This is a genomic window from Pseudomonas sp. PA-7-1E, assembly GCF_021605325.1.
GTDB lineage: Bacteria > Pseudomonadota > Gammaproteobacteria > Pseudomonadales > Pseudomonadaceae > Aquipseudomonas > Aquipseudomonas fluorescens_BV.
Window position 1 is genome coordinate 120,353 of record NZ_WKFA01000004.1, and the last position, 16,254, is coordinate 136,606.

Annotated in this window: 13 protein-coding genes; 9 read left to right on the forward strand and 4 right to left on the reverse strand. The window is 62.2% G+C overall.

Annotated features, from left to right (window positions below):
* Nucleotides 1-24: 24 nt before the first annotated feature.
* The 8 genes from GIW79_RS04150 to GIW79_RS04185 are packed head-to-tail and all read left to right on the forward strand — an operon-like array spanning nt 25 to nt 6,515.
* Entirely contained in the window at nt 25-1,272 is a 1,248-nt protein-coding gene (locus tag GIW79_RS04150) for an NAD(P)/FAD-dependent oxidoreductase (protein WP_034125588.1), read from the forward strand.
* On the forward strand, nt 1,269-2,018 hold the full coding sequence (locus tag GIW79_RS04155) for a class I SAM-dependent methyltransferase (RefSeq protein ID WP_014716593.1): 750 nt from the start codon (nt 1,269-1,271) through the stop codon (nt 2,016-2,018). The genes GIW79_RS04150 and GIW79_RS04155 overlap by 4 nt, the downstream gene beginning before the upstream one ends.
* Nucleotides 2,015-2,497, forward strand: coding sequence for a hypothetical protein (locus tag GIW79_RS04160; RefSeq protein WP_057975402.1), 483 nt, complete (start codon nt 2,015-2,017; stop codon nt 2,495-2,497). Before GIW79_RS04155 ends, GIW79_RS04160 begins: the two co-directional genes overlap by 4 nt.
* Nucleotides 2,494-3,660, forward strand: coding sequence for a beta-ketoacyl-[acyl-carrier-protein] synthase family protein (locus GIW79_RS04165; protein ID WP_236452595.1), 1,167 nt, complete (start codon nt 2,494-2,496; stop codon nt 3,658-3,660). The genes GIW79_RS04160 and GIW79_RS04165 overlap by 4 nt, the downstream gene beginning before the upstream one ends.
* A complete protein-coding gene (locus GIW79_RS04170) occupies nt 3,657-4,118 on the forward strand; it encodes a hotdog family protein (RefSeq protein ID WP_054896211.1) in 462 nt (153 codons plus the stop codon). Before GIW79_RS04165 ends, GIW79_RS04170 begins: the two co-directional genes overlap by 4 nt.
* Nucleotides 4,115-4,843, forward strand: coding sequence for a 3-oxoacyl-ACP reductase FabG (gene fabG, locus GIW79_RS04175; RefSeq protein ID WP_057975401.1), 729 nt, complete (start codon nt 4,115-4,117; stop codon nt 4,841-4,843). The genes GIW79_RS04170 and fabG overlap by 4 nt, the downstream gene beginning before the upstream one ends.
* Entirely contained in the window at nt 4,843-6,069 is a 1,227-nt protein-coding gene (locus tag GIW79_RS04180) for a beta-ketoacyl-ACP synthase (protein ID WP_032893933.1), read from the forward strand. The genes fabG and GIW79_RS04180 overlap by 1 nt, the downstream gene beginning before the upstream one ends.
* A gap of 26 nt (nt 6,070-6,095) precedes the next feature.
* Nucleotides 6,096-6,515, forward strand: a complete 420-nt coding sequence (locus GIW79_RS04185; protein ID WP_003187927.1) for a hypothetical protein — start codon at nt 6,096-6,098, stop codon at nt 6,513-6,515.
* Nucleotides 6,516-6,601: 86 nt separating this feature from the next.
* Here the strand turns inward: GIW79_RS04185 and GIW79_RS04190 are convergent, their stop codons facing one another.
* Nucleotides 6,602-7,495, reverse strand: coding sequence for a LysR family transcriptional regulator (locus tag GIW79_RS04190; protein WP_034125583.1), 894 nt, complete (start codon nt 7,493-7,495; stop codon nt 6,602-6,604).
* Between the two features lie 124 nt (nt 7,496-7,619).
* Here GIW79_RS04190 and GIW79_RS04195 point away from each other — a divergent pair, with 124 nt between their 5' ends.
* A complete protein-coding gene (locus GIW79_RS04195; RefSeq protein ID WP_236452596.1) occupies nt 7,620-8,894 on the forward strand; it encodes an MFS transporter in 1,275 nt (424 codons plus the stop codon).
* Nucleotides 8,895-9,009: 115 nt separating this feature from the next.
* Here GIW79_RS04195 and hemE read toward each other — a convergent pair whose 3' ends face one another.
* From hemE to gltB, 3 genes are all read right to left on the reverse strand, one after another.
* Nucleotides 9,010-10,077: a uroporphyrinogen decarboxylase gene (gene hemE / locus GIW79_RS04200; RefSeq protein ID WP_003187922.1), complete on the reverse strand. Its 1,068-nt coding sequence runs from the start codon at nt 10,075-10,077 to the stop codon at nt 9,010-9,012.
* Between the two features lie 195 nt (nt 10,078-10,272).
* On the reverse strand, nt 10,273-11,691 hold the full coding sequence (locus GIW79_RS04205; RefSeq protein WP_046070563.1) for an FAD-dependent oxidoreductase: 1,419 nt from the start codon (nt 11,689-11,691) through the stop codon (nt 10,273-10,275).
* A 32-nt stretch (nt 11,692-11,723) separates the two neighbouring features.
* Nucleotides 11,724-16,169 (reverse strand): glutamate synthase large subunit, encoded by a 4,446-nt coding sequence (gltB, locus tag GIW79_RS04210; protein WP_236452597.1) that lies wholly within the window; start codon nt 16,167-16,169, stop codon nt 11,724-11,726.
* Nucleotides 16,170-16,254 lie beyond the last annotated feature (85 nt).

Here is a 16,254-nt window from a genome sequence, read left to right on the forward strand (position 1 = left end):
GCGCCCATGCGGCAAGGAGCCCTCGTGCCCACAGTTGAAATGGAACGTCGCCAGGTGGTGGTGATCGGTGCCGGGCCTTCCGGTGCCATCGCGGCCGCGCTGTTAAAGCGCAAAGGGCATGATGTATTGATCATCGAGCGCGAGCATTTCCCGCGTTTCTCGATTGGCGAAAGCCTGCTGTCGCACTGCATCGACTTCATCGAAGAAGCCGGCATGCTCGACGCTGTGCAAGCTGCAGGCTTCCAGGTAAAAACCGGCGCCGCATTCGCTTGGGGCGAGCGCTACAGTGCCTTTGATTTCAGCGACACCTTCAGCAACGGCAAGCCCACCACCTTCCAGGTGCAGCGCGGCGAGTTCGACAAATTGCTGGCCGACCAGGCGGCGTTGCAAGGCGTGGAAATCCGCTACGGCCAAACCATTGTCGGCGTGGATTTTTCTGCCGAGAGCCGGTATTTGCATGTACGCCGCCAGAATGGCAGCGAGTACCACCTCAAGGCCAGGTTCGTGCTCGATGCCAGCGGCTACGGCCGTGTGTTGCCACGCCTGCTGGACCTGGAAGCACCGTCGAATTTCCCGCTGCGCCAGGCCGTATTCACCCACGTCGAAGACCGTATCGAACACCCAGGCTTTGACCGCAGCAAAATCCTGGTGACCACTCACCCGACCAAGCGCGATATCTGGTTCTGGACCATCCCGTTCAGTAACGGCCGTTGCTCGGTAGGCGTGGTCGCAGCCAAAGAGCATTTCGAGGGTGCCGACAGCGACCTCGACGCCTGCCTGCGCGGCTTTATCGAGCAAACCCCAAGCCTGTCCGCCGTGCTGCAAAATGCCGTCTGGGATACCCCGGCGCGCACCATCGGCGGCTACTCGGCCAACGTCAAAACCCTGCACGGTCCAGGCTTTGCGCTACTGGGCAATGCGGCGGAATTCCTCGACCCGGTGTTCTCTTCCGGCGTGACCATTGCCATGCGTTCGGCCAGCATGGCCGCAGGAGTGCTGCACCGCCAATTGAGCGGAGAAACGGTGGACTGGCAAACCGAGTTCGCCGAACCGCTCAAGCGCGGTGTCGATACCTTCCGTTGCTACGTCGAGGGCTGGTACGCGGGCACGTTCCAGGACGTGATTTTCCATCCTGGCAGTTCACCGGAGATTCGCCGCATGATCAGCTCTATCCTGGCCGGTTACGCCTGGGATGAACGCAACCCGTTTGTCAGCGAGCCGAAACGGCGCTTGCGGATGTTGTCGGATATTTGTGCGAGTGAAGCGGTATGAGCAGCCCTGGCGTTGAAAAAAACTACCTGAGTCAAAACTACGTCGAAGAAACCAAGTTCGGCTTCTGGTTCCTGCGCAGCCATACCTGGCAGCATCACGTATTGCGCGTGGCGATCAATGACCTGCGCAGCCTGTTCAGCGAGCCGCTGCCGGTGGCGCCGGTGTTGCTGGATGCCGGTTGCGGCCAGGGCAAATCCTTCCAGTTGCTGCATCAGGTGTTCGCGCCTTCGCGCCTGATCGGCCTGGATGCCGACCCTCACAGCCTGGCACTGAGCCGTGAAGAAGCCGCGCGGCTGGGCCTGGACGTCGAGCTGATCGGCAGCGACTGCGCGACCCTCAACCTAGCGGATGCCAGCGTCGATATCCTGTTCTGCCACCAGACCTTCCATCATCTGGTGGAACAACATCGCGCACTCAAGGAGTTCTATCGGGTGCTCAAGCCGGGCGGCTATCTGCTGTTTGCCGAATCCACCGAAGCCTACATCGACACCTGGGTGATTCGCTGGCTGTTCCGCCACCCGATGCATGTGCAGAAAAGCGCCGAAGAGTACCTGGAGATGCTGCGCGAGCAGGGCTTTGAGTTCGCTGCTCAGAACATTTCGTACCCTTACTTGTGGTGGAGCCGTTCCAGTGACTTCGGCCTGCTGGAACGTTGGGGCCTGCGCAAGGCACCGCCGGTGGGTCAGCGCGAGGAAACCCTGGTCAACTGCGTGGCCCGTAAACCTGTGGAGAATGCGGCCCCATGATGCGCCTGCTGTTGATAAGTTGCCTGTTGCTGCTCAGCGCCTGTGCCAGCCAGGCGCCGCTGCCGGAAAAAATGCCGGCCCTGGCCTTGCCGATGCAATTGCATGTGCAGCGCCTGGCAGACGGCCAGAGCCAGGACTGGCTGCTGGTGATCCAGCGCGAAGGCCGCGCGATTCGCTGGTCGATGATGGACCCGCTGGGCATTCCGCTGGCCCGGCAAAAACTGCTTGATGGGCAGTGGCAGGCAGACGGCTTGCTGCCGCCCAACCCCCAGGCGCGCACGCTATTTGCCGCGCTGCTGTTTGCCCTGACCGCGCCTGGTGACGTACCAGCGTTGTATCCCACTGCCCAGGCCATGGACCTGACGCGCACGCTGCCGGGCCACTGGCAGATCGTCTACCAGTCTTCGGAGGTGTTCAGCGTGAACATGGCCGACCCGCCGCTGAGTTACCGCATCAGCCCGCTGAGTGTGAGCCGATGACCGCCTACCTCAATGCCCTTGGCGTGATCTGCGCCCTTGGCCGTGGCCAGGCGCAAGTCAGCCGCAACCTGTTTGCCGGCGACTGTTCGGGCATGCGTGCCGAAAGCGGCTGGGTGCCGGAACGCGTCGTGCCGGTGGCCGCCGTACACGGCGAACTGGCGAGCCTGCCCCCGGAACTGGCCCAGCAAAGCAGTCGCAATAACCAGTTGCTGCTGGAAGCGGCGCTGCAAATTGAAGATCAGATTCGTCTGGCCATCCAAACCTATGGCCATGGCCGGGTCGGGGTTGTGCTGGGCACCAGCACCTCGGGCATTGACGAAGCCAGCCGTGGTATTGCCCATTACCTGCAGAACACGCAGTTCCCCGCTGACTACGATTACCAGCAACAGGAACTCAGCGCCCCGGCCAACTTCCTCGCCGACTGGTTGAACGTGAGCGGCCCGGCCTATGTGATTTCCACCGCCTGCACCTCCAGCGCCCGTGCATTGATGAGTGCCCAGCGCCTGTTAGACCTGGGGGTGTGCGATGCGGTGATCTGCGGCGGCGTAGACAGCCTGTGCAAGCTGACGCTGAACGGGTTTACCGCGCTGGAAGCCGTGTCTGCCGAGCGCTGTAATCCGTTCTCGGTGAACCGCAACGGCATCAATATCGGTGAAGCGGCGGTGCTGTTCCTGATGAGCCGCGAGCCGGCCCCCATCGCCTTGCTGGGCAGCGGCGCCAGTTGCGACGCGCACCATATCTCTGCGCCCGAGCCCAGTGGCAAGGGCGCGTTGCTGGCCATGCGCAAGGCCTTAGCCTGCGCGAAGCTTTCGCCCGAGCAGATCGGCTACCTGAACCTGCACGGCACCGCGACCCAACACAACGACGCCATGGAAAGCCTGGCGGTCGCCAGCCTGTTTCCCGGCGGCGTCGCCTGCTCATCGACCAAGCCCATGACCGGCCACACCCTCGGCGCTGCCGGGGCCCTGGAAGCCGCGTTCTGCTGGCTGAGCCTGACCCATCGCCTGCTGCCACCCCACGTATGGGACGGCCATCCCGACCCGGCGCTGCCCGCCTTGCAATGGGTGCGCAGCGGCGACAGCTTGAAAAAACCCTGCCTGATGAGCAACTCGTTTGCATTCGGCGGAAACAATGTCAGCCTGATAATCGCAGAGGCCCCATGATCGATTGGCCACTCGCCGAACTGCTGCCCCATGCGGGCGACATGATCCTGATCGACCAGGTGCTGTCGTTCGATGAAGAGCAGATCCACACCCGCGTCACCGTCAAGCCCGGCGGCCTGTTCAACCGTGCTGACGGCAGCCTGCCAGCCTGGGTCGGCATCGAGCTGATGGCGCAAAGCGTCGCCGCGTATGCCGGTTGCCATGCACGCCAGCAAGGCAAGGCCGTGGAACTCGGTTTCCTGTTGGGCACACGTAAGTTCGAGTGCAACGTGGAGCACTTTCCGGCCGGTGCCGAGCTGCATATCCACGGCCTGCGCTCCCTGGAAGACGACAACGGCATGGGCGTTTTCGAATGCCACCTCACCGGCGACGGTATCCAGGCCAGCGCCCGCCTGAACGTATTTCGACCGCCCCAGGCGGCCAACTATTTAGATGAATCGAAGGACGAAACGCCATGACTGAATCCGTACTGGTCACCGGCTCCAGCCGTGGTATCGGCCGCGCCATTGCCCTGCGCCTGGCCCAGGCCGGCCATGACATCGTGCTGCATTGCCGCAGCGGTCGTGCCGAAGCCGACGCGGTACAGCTCGAGGTCCAAGCCCTGGGGCGCGAGGCACGCGTGCTGCAGTTCGACGTGGCGGATCGCGCTGCGTGCAAAGAGATCCTTGAGGCCGATGTGGAGCGGCATGGCGCCTATTACGGCGTGGTGCTCAATGCCGGCCTGACCCGCGACGGCGCCTTCCCTGCTCTGTCGGAAGACGACTGGGATGTGGTGATGCGCACCAACCTGGATGGTTTCTACAACGTGCTGCACCCGGTGATGATGCCGATGATTCGGCGCCGCGCCGCCGGGCGTATCGTGTGCATCACCTCGGTGTCCGGGCTGATCGGCAACCGCGGCCAGGTCAACTACAGCGCCTCCAAAGCCGGCTTGATCGGCGCGGCCAAGGCGCTGGCCATCGAATTGGGCAAGCGCAAGATCACCGTCAACTGCGTGGCGCCGGGCCTGATCGACACCGCGATGCTGGATGAAAACGTGCCGGTAGAAGAACTGATGAAAATGATCCCGGCCCAACGCATGGGCACGCCGGAAGAAGTCGCCGGCGCCGTGAACTTCCTGATGTCGGCCGAAGCCGGCTACATCACGCGTCAGGTGCTGGCCGTAAACGGGGGCCTGTGCTGATGAAGCGCGTTGTCGTCACCGGCATGGCCGGCGTGACCTCCCTGGGCAGCGACTGGGACACCATCGCCGCGAACTTTCGCGCCAACCGCAGCGGCATCCGGCGCATGGATGAGTGGGACCGTTTCACCGAATTGAACACGCGCCTGGCCGGCCCTATCGACGATTTCGTCGTGCCTGCTCACTGGACGCGCAAGCAACTGCGCAGCATGGGCCGCGTCTCGCGCCTGGCCGTGTGGGCGGCGGAGCAGGCGTTGCAAGACGCCGGCCTGCTCGGCGACGAGTCGATCAAGGACGGGCGCATGGGCGTGGCCTGTGGCTCGTCCACCGGCAGCACCGATGAGATCAAGGCGTTCGGCAATATGCTGCTCAATTCGGTGGCCGAGGGGCTCAATGCCAATTCCTATGTACGCATGATGCCCCACACCACGGCGGCAAATATCAGTATCTTCTTTGGCCTCACGGGCCGGCTGATTCCTACCTCCAGCGCCTGCACCAGCGGCAGCCAGGGCATCGGCTACGCCTATGAGGCAATCAAGTTCGGGCGCCTGCCGTTGATGCTCGCGGGCGGCGCAGAAGAACTGTGCCCCACCGAAGCCATGGTCTTCGATGCGTTGTACGCCACCAGCCTGAAAAACGATGCGCCGCAAACCAGCCCGCGCCCCTACGACAGCGGCCGCGATGGCCTGGTGATCGGTGAAGGTGGCGGAATGTTAGTGCTCGAAGAGTTGGAACACGCACTCGCGCGAGGCGCGCATATTCATGCGGAGCTGGTCGGCTTCGGCAGCAACGCCGACGGCCAGCACACCACCCGCCCGGAACAGAAAACCATGCGCCGCGCCATGGAGCTGGCCCTGGAAGACGCGGGTCTTGAACCGTCCGCCATTGGCTACGTGAACGGCCACGGCACGGCTACCGATCAGGGCGACATCGCTGAAACCCTGGCCACCAGCAGCCTGTTTGGCAGCCGCATGCCGATCAGCTCGCAGAAGAGTTTCCTCGGCCACACCTTGGGTGCCTGCGGCGCACTGGAGTCGTGGTTCAGCATCGAGATGATGAACCGCGACCAGTACGTGCACACCTTCAACCTGGACGCGGTCGACCCGCAATGCGGCGAGCTGGACTACCTGCAAGGTGGCTTTCGCCAGATGCACAACGACTACGTGATGAACAACAACTTTGCCTTCGGCGGCGTCAACACCTCGTTGATCTTCCGCCGCTGGAGCTGACTTTTTAATCGACTGGAGAAAACGGAATGTCTTCCCTGCTACGCGCTACCCTGATCACCCTGGCCCTGCTGACCACGGCTGGCTGCACCAGCAAACCGGTGCTCAACACCCAGCACGAGTTGCCGGCCACGAGCCAGGTCAGCGAAGAAAAAATGAAACAGGTGATCGTCGCCGCCCTGCAAAAACGCGAGTGGACGGTACAACGCCTGAGCCCGCAACTGGTGCAGGCCGAGATCACCGTGCGCGGCCAGTTCTACGCCGCAATCGACATCCGCTACACCCGCAACAGCTACGCCATCACCTACCGCGACAGCCGCGACCTGGGCTACAAGGACGGTAAGATCCATCGCAACTACAACCGTTGGGTGAGCATGCTGGATCGGGATATTCTGGCGGGGTTGCGTACTTACAGCGTGAATGAAGCAAATACTTCGCCCCAAAACTGACCCCCTTGCTCCCGCTGGACTGCGCAGCAGGCCCATTTTTTAGGGCCGCTACGCGACCCAGCGGGAGCAAGCTCCCTCGCCACAGGTTATTGAGCGGCCTTACGCGTCAACAACTCCACAAACCCTTTCGCCATTGGCGTTTGCGCGCCCTTGCGCTGCACCAGCCACACCGCCGTCACTGCCTGCGGGTCGAGCAAGGTGCGATAGACCACGCCATCAATGCGGATGCGCTGGTAAGACGCCGGCAGCACCGACACCCCCAACCCCGCCGCCACAAGGCCGATGATGGTCATTGCTTCCCCTGCTTCCTGAGCAAAGTGCGGGCTGAACCCGGCGTCGCGAGCGAGGTTGAGCAACTGCGCGTACAAGCCGCTGCCGTAACTGCGCGGGAAGAACACGAAAGGCTCCTCGGCCAATTGCTCCAGATGCAAGCCGCGCTCACTGCCTTGCGCCAACGGGTGGCCGGCGCTCAATACCGCGACCAAGGGTTCGCGCATCAACTCGATCACGTTCAGTGAGTCGGGCAAGGGCAAAGGCCGCATCAACCCAACCTGAATCGACTCGTCCACCAGCGACTCGGCTACTTGGGTGCTGCTCATTTCTTGCAGGTTCAGATGCACCGCCGGGAATGCCTGGCGGAAGGCGAAGATCGCCTGGGGAATGCTGGCGTTGAACGGCGCAGACGAGGTGAAGCCGATCTTCAATTCACCCAGTTCCCCCAACTGCGCACGCCGCGCCACATCTGCCGCCTTGTCGACCTGGGCCAGCACCAACCGTGCCTCTTGCAAGAACAAACGCCCGGCCTCGCTCAGCTCGACCCGACGATTGGTACGCTCGAACAAGCGTGCGCCCAGCTCGTGTTCCAGCGCCTGGATCTGCTGGCTCAGGGGCGGCTGCGAGATGCCCAGCACCTGCGCGGCGCGGCCGAAGTGCAGTTCTTCGGCAACGGCGATGAAGTAGCGCAAATGGCGAAATTCCATGCAAGCCTCATTAGGTTGTAAAAGCTATCAAACAGGTCGAACAATATATTGGAAAGAATCATTAGCCAGCTATATGCTTTTTCGTATTGTCAGTCCTGGCAGACTTTCCTCCCCGAGGTCCCTCGTGAATCCTGCTGTTGCTCCACTTGCCCAACACACCCCGCCCTCAGCCCTTGATGACGTGGTGGCGCAGCTCAACGACGCGTACATCGAAAAAGGCACGCCAATGTTCATGCGCACCGTGCTGGCGCTGTTCTCCGGCGGCTTCGCCACCTTTGCGCTGTTGTATTGCGTGCAGCCGATGATGCCGGCGCTGTCCCACGAGTTTTCCATCAATGCGGCGCAAAGCAGCCTGATTTTGTCCGTCGCGACCGCCATGCTCGCCTGCGGCCTGCTGATCACCGGGCCGATATCCGACAGGCTGGGGCGCAAGCCGGTGATGGTCGCTGCGTTGTTCTGTGCGGCGCTGGCCACCATCGCCAGCGGCTTGATGCCGAGCTGGGAGGGCATCCTGTTGATGCGTGCACTGGTGGGCTTGTCCTTGAGCGGCCTGGCCGCCGTGGCCATGACCTACCTCAGCGAAGAGATCCACCCGCAGCACATCGGCCTGGCCATGGGCCTGTACATCGGCGGCAACGCGATTGGGGGCATGAGCGGGCGCCTGATCATCGGCGTGTTGATCGACTTCGTCAGCTGGCACACCGCAATGCTGATCATCGGCGCCCTGGCGTTGATCGCTGCCACGGTGTTCTGGAAGATCCTCCCCGAATCGCGCAACTTCCGCGCCAGCAGCCTCAAGCCACGCAGCCTGGTGGACGGCTTTGTCATGCACTTCAAGGACGCCGGCCTGCCGTGGCTGTTCCTTGAAGCCTTCCTGCTGATGGGCGCGTTCGTGACGATGTTCAACTACATCGGCTATCGCCTGCTGGCCTCCCCCTACGATCTGAGCCAGGCGGTGGTCGGTTTGCTGTCAGTGGTGTACCTCTCGGGCATCTACAGCTCGGCCAAGATCGGCTCACTGGCCGACCGCCTCGGCCGCCGCCGCGTGCTATGGGGCACCATCGTGCTGATGCTCGCCGGCATGGCCCTGACGCTGTTCACGCCTTTGTGGCTGGTGGTACCGGGCATGCTGGTGTTCACCTTCGGCTTCTTCGGCGCCCACTCGGTCGCCAGCAGCTGGATCGGCCGCCGCGCAGTGAAGGCCAAGGGGCAGGCGTCGTCGCTGTACCTGTTCTGCTATTACGTCGGGTCGAGCATTGCCGGGACGGCGGGTGGGTTTTTCTGGCACTTTGCCGGGTGGAACGGGATTGGCGCGTTCATCGTCGCTCTGTTGGTTGGCGCGTTGCTGGTGGCGTTGAAGCTGGCGAAGTTGCCGCCACTGGGCCATGTGAAAGCCTGAGGCGACTGGCTTTATGTGGGAGCTGGCTTGCCTGCGATAGCGGTGTTGAATTCGCCGCCGCCATCGCAGCGATGCGGCGACCCGACAAGCCAGCTCCCACATTTTGTTTTGCGTTTTACTCGTGGTATTGCGCCGATAGTTCGTGCACTGCGCGCAAGAACGCACCCGCGTGCTCCGGGTTCACTTCCGGTGTGATGCCGTGGCCAAGGTTGAACACGTGGCCACTGCCCTTGCCATAGCTGGCCAGGATGCGTCCGACTTCGGCGCGGATCGCTTCTGGCTTGGCGTACAGCACGGTCGGGTCCATGTTGCCTTGCAGGGCAACCTGGTTGCCGACGCGACGGCGCGCTTCGCCGAGGTCGCAGGTCCAGTCCAGGCCCAATGCATCGGCGCCCGCGTCAGCGATGCTTTCCAGCCACAGGCCGCCGCCTTTGGTGAACATGATCACCGGAACCTTGCGGCCTTCGTGCTCACGGATCAGGCCGCTGACGATCTTGCGCATGTAGGCCAGGGAGAACTCCTGGTACGCCGCCGCCGACAGGTTGCCACCCCAGGTGTCGAAAATCTGTACCGCTTGGGCACCCGCCATGATCTGGCCGTTGAGGTAGGACGTGACCGACTGCGCCAGCTTGTCCAGCAACAGGTGCATGGCTTGCGGGTTGTCGTAGAGCATGGCTTTGGTCTTGCGGAAGTCTTTCGACGAGCCGCCTTCAACCATGTAGGTGGCCAGGGTCCAGGGGCTGCCGGAGAAACCGATCAGCGGCACGCGGCCGTTGAGCTCGCGGCGGATGGTGCTCACAGCATCCATCACGTAGCCCAGGTCTTTGTGTGGGTCAGGGATCGGCAGGGCTTCGATATCGGCCAGGGTGCTGACGACTTTCTTGAAGCGCGGGCCTTCGCCGGTTTCGAAGTACAGGCCTTGGCCCATGGCGTCCGGGATGGTGAGGATATCGGAGAAGAGGATGGCCGCATCCAGTTGTGGGTAGCGGTCCAGCGGCTGCATCGTGACTTCGCAGGCGAACTCCGGGTTCATGCACAGGCTCATGAAATCACCGGCGTTGGCGCGACTGGCGCGGTATTCCGGCAGATAGCGACCGGCTTGACGCATCATCCACACCGGGGTGACGTCTACGGGTTGCTTGAGCAGGGCACGAAGGAAACGGTCGTTCTTGAGGGCAGTCATGTCGGCATCCGCAAAAAAAGTGCGGGCATTTTCTCAGAGCGCGACGCAAAAGGCACGGAATGCACCGTGCCTTTTGTCTATCGGGTCAATTTGTCGCGGCAATGCCGCCGCAGGATCGCTCCCACGCTCCGCGTCATGCTGTTCGGGACGCGGAGCGTCCTGGCGGCATTCCCACGCAGAGCGTGGGAACGATCATCAGACTTGCAGGTAGTCCAGGATGCCTTCGGCGGCGTTACGGCCTTCGAAGATCGCGGTGACCACAAGGTCCGACCCACGCACCATGTCGCCACCGGCGAAGATCTTCGGGTTGCTGGTCTGGTGCTTGTACTGGCCTTGTTCCGGGGCCACGACGCGGCCCTGGCTGTCGGTCTGGATTTCGAACTGCTCGAACCACGACGCCGGGCTTGGGCGGAAACCGAAGGCGATGACCACGGCGTCGGCCGGGATGATTTCTTCGGAACCCGGGATCGGCTCGGGGCTGCGACGGCCACGGGCGTCCGGTTCGCCGAGACGGGTCTCGACCACCTTCACACCTTCCACACGGTCTTCACCGACGATGGCGATCGGCTGGCGGTTGTAGAGGAATTTCACGCCTTCTTCCTTGGCGTTCTTCACCTCTTTGCGCGAGCCGGGCATGTTGGCTTCGTCACGGCGATAAGCGCAGGTCACCGACTTGGCGCCCTGGCGGATCGAGGTGCGGTTGCAATCCATCGCGGTGTCGCCACCGCCCAGCACCACGACCTTCTTGCCCTTCATGTCGACGAAATCTTCCGGCGACTTTTCAAAGCCCAGGTTGCGGTTGACGTTGGCGATCAGGAAGTCGAGCGCGTCATACACGCCGGGCAAGTCCTCACCGGCAAAGCCGCCCTTCATGTAGGTGTAGGTGCCCATGCCCATGAACACCGCATCGTATTCGGCGAGCAGTTGCTCCATGGTGATGTCTTTGCCGATTTCGGTATTGAGGCGGAACTCGATACCCATGCCAGTGAACACTTCACGACGGTGGCTGAGTACGGTTTTTTCCAGCTTGAATTCAGGGATACCGAAGGTCAGCAGGCCACCGATTTCCGGGTTCTTGTCGAACACCACCGGAGTCACGCCGCCACGCACCAGCACGTCGGCACACCCCAGGCCAGCAGGGCCCGCGCCGATGATCGCGACGCGCTTGCCGGTTGGCTTGACCTTGGACATGTCCGGGCGCCAGCCCATGGCGAACGCCGTATCGGTGATGTACTTCTCCACCGAACCGATGGTCACCGCGCCGAAGCCGTCGTTGAGGGTGCAGGCACCTTCACACAGACGGTCTTGCGGGCACACCCGGCCGCAGACTTCCGGCAGGGTGTTGGTCTGGTGCGACAGCTCGGCGGCGGCGAGGATGTTGCCCTCGGCCACCAGTTTGAGCCAGTTGGGAATGAAGTTGTGCACCGGGCACTTCCATTCGCAATACGGGTTACCGCATCCCAGGCAGCGGTGGGCCTGGTCGGCCGAGTGCTGGGGCTTGAAGGGTTCGTAGATTTCCACGAACTCTTTCTTGCGTTGACGCAACAGTTTCTTCTTCGGATCTTTGCGCCCGACATCGATGAACTGGAAGTCGTTATTCAGACGTTCAGCCATGTTAAAACCTCATCAAACTGTTCAGGCGCATATCACTGCGGGTTGGCACGGATGCTGGAAAGCAACGATTTCAGGTTGGCAGCCTTGGGCTTGACCAGCCAGAAACGACGCAGGTAATCATCGAGGTTTTCGGCGAGGTTGCGACCCCATTCGCTGCCGGTTTCCTCGACGTACTCGTCCAGCACGTGCTGCAAGTGGTTCCGGTAGGATTCCATGGCTTCGCCGCTGATGCGCTGGATCTCGACCAACTCGTGGTTGACCTTGTCGACGAAGGTGTTGTCCTGGTCGAGCACGTAGGCGAAACCGCCGGTCATGCCCGAACCGAAGTTGTAACCGGTCTTGCCCAGTACCGCGACAAAGCCTCCGGTCATGTACTCGCAGCAGTGATCGCCAGTGCCTTCCACCACGGTGTGAGCACCGGAGTTACGCACGGCGAAACGCTCACCGGCAGTACCTGCGGCAAACAGCTTGCCACCGGTGGCGCCGTACAGGCAGGTGTTGCCGATGATGGCACTGTCCTGGGTCTTGTACACACTGCCAGCCGGCGGAACGATGACCAGTTTGCCGCCAGTCATGCCCTTGCCCACGTAGTCGTTGGCGTCGCCTTCCAGGTACATGTGCAGGCCGCCGGCGTTCCACACGCCGAAGCTCTGGCCCGCAGTGCCCTTGAAGCGGAAGGTGATCGGCGCTTTCGCCATGCCCTGGTTGCCGTGCTTGCGTGCGATTTCGCCGGAGATGCGTGCGCCGATGGAACGGTCGCAGTTGCAAATATCCAGGGCGAATTCGCCACCGCTGGCGTCGTTGATCGAGGAGCCGGCCATTTCGACCATTTTCTCGGCCAGCAGGCCTTTGTCGAACGGTGGGTTGCGGTCCACCTGGCAGAATTGTGGCTTGTCTGCCGGGATGTGATCGCTGCCCAACAGCGGCGTGAGGTCCAGATGTTGTTGCTTGGCGGTCTGGCCTTCGAGGATGTCCAACAGGTCGGTGCGACCGATCAGCTCTTCCAGCGAACGCACGCCCAATTTGGCCAGCCACTCACGGGTTTCTTCGGCGACGTAGGTGAAGAAATTCACCACCATGTCGACGGTGCCGATGTAGTGATCCTTGCGCAGTTTCTCGTTCTGAGTCGCCACGCCGGTGGCGCAGTTGTTCAGGTGGCAGATGCGCAGGTATTTGCAGCCCAGGGCGATCATAGGCGCAGTACCGAAGCCGAAACTTTCGGCGCCGAGGATCGCGGCCTTGATCACATCGAGGCCGGTTTTCAGGCCGCCGTCGGTCTGTACTCGCACCTTGCCGCGCAGGTCGTTGCCGCGCAGGGTCTGGTGGGTTTCGGCCAGGCCGAGCTCCCACGGTGCACCGGCGTACTTGATCGAGGTCAGCGGCGAAGCGCCGGTGCCGCCGTCGTAGCCGGAGATGGTGATCAGGTCGGCATAGGCCTTGGCCACACCGGCGGCGATGGTGCCGACGCCGGCTTCTGCCACCAGTTTCACCGAGACCAGGGCCTGGGGGTTGACTTGTTTCAAGTCGAAAATCAGCTGCGACAAGTCTTCAATCGAGTAAATGTCGTGGTGCGGCGGTGGCGAGATCAACGTCACGCCCGGCACCGCATAGCGCAGCTTGGCGATCAAACCGTTGACCTTGCCGCCTGGCAGTTGACCACCCTCACCCGGCTTGGCGCCTTGGGCCACCTTGATCTGCAGCACCTCGGCATTCACCAGGTACTCCGGGGTCACCCCGAAACGACCGGTGGCCACCTGCTTGATCTTCGAACTTTTGAGCGTGCCGTAGCGCGCCGGGTCTTCACCGCCTTCGCCGGAGTTGGAACGCGCACCCAGGCGGTTCATGGCTTCGGCCAGGGCTTCGTGAGCCTCGGGCGATAGGGCGCCCAGGGAAATACCGGCGGAGTCGAAGCGCTTGAGGATCGACTCCAGCGGCTCGACTTCGGCGATGTCCATCGGCGTGTCCAGAGTTTTCACCTTGAACAGATCGCGGATCATCGACACCGGGCGGTTGTCCACCAGGCTCATGTATTCCTTGAACTTGGCGTAGTCGCCCTGCTGCACAGCGGCTTGCAGGGTGTTGACCACGTCCGGGTTGTAGGCATGGTATTCGCCACCGTGCACGAACTTGAGCAGGCCACCTTGCTGGATCGGCTTACGCGCGCTCCAGGCCTCCAAGGCCAGGGCTTTTTGCTCGGCTTCGATGTCGACGAAACGCGCACCCTTGATGCGGCTCGGTACGCCACGGAAACTCAGCTCGCAGACTTCTTCGGACAGACCGATGGCTTCGAACAACTGCGCGCCACGGTAGGAGGTGACGGTGGAGATACCCATCTTCGACAGGATCTTCAGCAGGCCCTTGGTGATGCCCTTGCGGTAGTTCTTGAACACCTCATAGAGGTCGCCCAGCACTTCACCGGTACGGATCAGGTCACCCAGCACTTCGTACGCGAGGAACGGGTAAACCGCCGAAGCGCCGAAACCGATCAGCACCGCAAAGTGATGCGGGTCACGGGCAGTGGCGGTTTCCACGAGGATGTTGGAGTCGCAGCGCAGGCCTTTTTCGGTCAGGCGGTGGTGCACCGCGCCGGTCGCCAGGGACGCGTGGATCGGCAACTTGCCCGGCGCGATATGGCGGTCGGTCAGTACGATCTGGGTACGACCGGCACGCACGGCTTCTTCAGCCTGGTCAGCAACGTTACGCACTGCGGCTTCAAGGCCCAGGCTCTCGTCGTAGTTCAGGTCGATGATCTGACGATCGAAGCCCGGACGCTCAAGGGTCATCAGCGAGCGCCATTTGGCCGGGGAAATGACCGGCGAGCTGAGGATCACACGGGAGGCATGCTCAGGCGATTCCTGGAAGATGTTGCGCTCGGCGCCGAGGCACACTTCCAGGGACATCACGATGGCTTCACGCAGCGGGTCGATCGGCGGGTTGGTCACCTGGGCGAACTGCTGGCGGAAGTAGTCGTACGGCGTGCGTACGCGCTGGGACAGCACGGCCATTGGCGTGTCATCGCCCATGGAGCCGACGGCCTCGTAGCCTTGCTCACCGAGCGGACGCAGCACCTGGTCGCGCTCTTCGAACGTGACCTGGTACATCTTCATGTACTGCTTGAGCTGGTCGACGTCATAGAAAGCCGAACCGTGGTCGTTGTCTTCCATGGTCGCCTGGATGCGCAGGGCGTTCTTGCGCAGCCATTGCTTGTACGGGTGACGGGACTTCAAGCGGTTGTCGATGGCGTCGGTGTCGAGGATCTGCCCGGTCTCGGTGTCCACGGCCAGGATCTGGCCAGGGCCCACACGGCCTTTGGCGATCACGTCTTCAGGCTTGTAGTCCCACACGCCGATTTCCGAGGCGAGGGTGATGAAACCGTTGGTGGTGGTCACCCAACGCGCCGGGCGCAGGCCGTTACGGTCGAGCAGGCACACCGCATAGCGGCCGTCGGTCATGACCACGCCGGCCGGGCCGTCCCACGGTTCCATGTGCATCGAGTTGTACTCGTAGAACGCACGCAGGTCCGGGTCCATCGTCTCGACGTTCTGCCACGCTGGCGGAATGATCATGCGCACGCCACGGAACAGGTCGATGCCGCCGGTGACCATCAGTTCGAGCATGTTGTCCATGCTGGAGGAGTCGGACCCCACGCGATTGACCAGCGGGCCGAGCTCTTCGAGGTCCATCAAATCGTTGGCGAACTTGGTGCGACGGGCCTGGGCCCAGTTGCGGTTGCCAGTGATGGTATTGATCTCGCCGTTGTGGGCGAGGAAGCGGAATGGCTGGGCCAGCGGCCATTTCGGCAGGGTATTGGTGGAAAAGCGCTGGTGGAACACGCAGATTGCGGTTTGCAGGCGCTCATCGCTCAGGTCTGGATAGAAGGCGGTGAGGTCCGCCGGCATCATCAGGCCTTTATAAATGATGGTCTTGTGGGAAAAGCTGCAGATGTAATGGTCGGTGTCGGCGGCGTTGAGCACCGACGAACGACGACGGGACGTGAACAGCTTGATCGCCATGTCCTGGTCGCTCAGGCCATCGCCGGCGATGAACACTTGTTCGATCTGCGGCAGGCGCTCCAGGGCCAGGCGGCCGAGTACGCTGGTGTCGATGGGCACTTTGCGCCATCCGACGATTTGCAGGCCGGCGGCGGCGATCTCGCGGTTCATGTTCTCGCGAGCGGCTTCGGCTTTTACCGGGTCCTGGTTGAAAAACACCATGCCCACGGCGTACTGCTTGGGCAGTTCGACCGCGAATTGCTCTTTGGCGACAGCGCGCAGGAACTGGTCGGGCTTTTGAATCAGCAAGCCACAGCCGTCACCGGTCTTGCCGTCGGCGTTGATCCCACCGCGGTGGGTCATGCAGGTCAGGGCCTCGATGGCCGTTTGCAAAAGGGTATGACTGGGTTCGCCCTGCATGTGGGCTATCAGGCCGAAACCGCAGTTATCCTTGAATTCATCGGGTTGGTACAGACCTGCTTTCATAGACACTTTCTCACCAGGCTGCCTCTTTTACCGAGGCAAATTTCTTTTCAATTCAACCGGTTACCTTCCACGCCGAACGTACGCC

Coding starts and splice junctions, on each gene's coding strand:
- GIW79_RS04155 (WP_014716593.1), top strand. CDS start 1,269: ATGAGCAGCCCTGGCGTTGAAAAAAACTACCTGAGTCAAAACTACGTC.
- GIW79_RS04160 (WP_057975402.1), top strand. CDS start 2,015: ATGATGCGCCTGCTGTTGATAAGTTGCCTGTTGCTGCTCAGCGCCTGT.
- GIW79_RS04165 (WP_236452595.1), top strand. CDS start 2,494: ATGACCGCCTACCTCAATGCCCTTGGCGTGATCTGCGCCCTTGGCCGT.
- GIW79_RS04170 (WP_054896211.1), top strand. CDS start 3,657: ATGATCGATTGGCCACTCGCCGAACTGCTGCCCCATGCGGGCGACATG.
- fabG (WP_057975401.1), top strand. CDS start 4,115: ATGACTGAATCCGTACTGGTCACCGGCTCCAGCCGTGGTATCGGCCGC.
- GIW79_RS04180 (WP_032893933.1), top strand. CDS start 4,843: ATGAAGCGCGTTGTCGTCACCGGCATGGCCGGCGTGACCTCCCTGGGC.
- GIW79_RS04185 (WP_003187927.1), top strand. CDS start 6,096: ATGTCTTCCCTGCTACGCGCTACCCTGATCACCCTGGCCCTGCTGACC.
- GIW79_RS04190 (WP_034125583.1), bottom strand. CDS start 7,495: ATGGAATTTCGCCATTTGCGCTACTTCATCGCCGTTGCCGAAGAACTG.
- hemE (WP_003187922.1), bottom strand. CDS start 10,077: ATGACTGCCCTCAAGAACGACCGTTTCCTTCGTGCCCTGCTCAAGCAA.
- GIW79_RS04205 (WP_046070563.1), bottom strand. CDS start 11,691: ATGGCTGAACGTCTGAATAACGACTTCCAGTTCATCGATGTCGGGCGC.
- gltB (WP_236452597.1), bottom strand. CDS start 16,169: ATGAAAGCAGGTCTGTACCAACCCGATGAATTCAAGGATAACTGCGGT.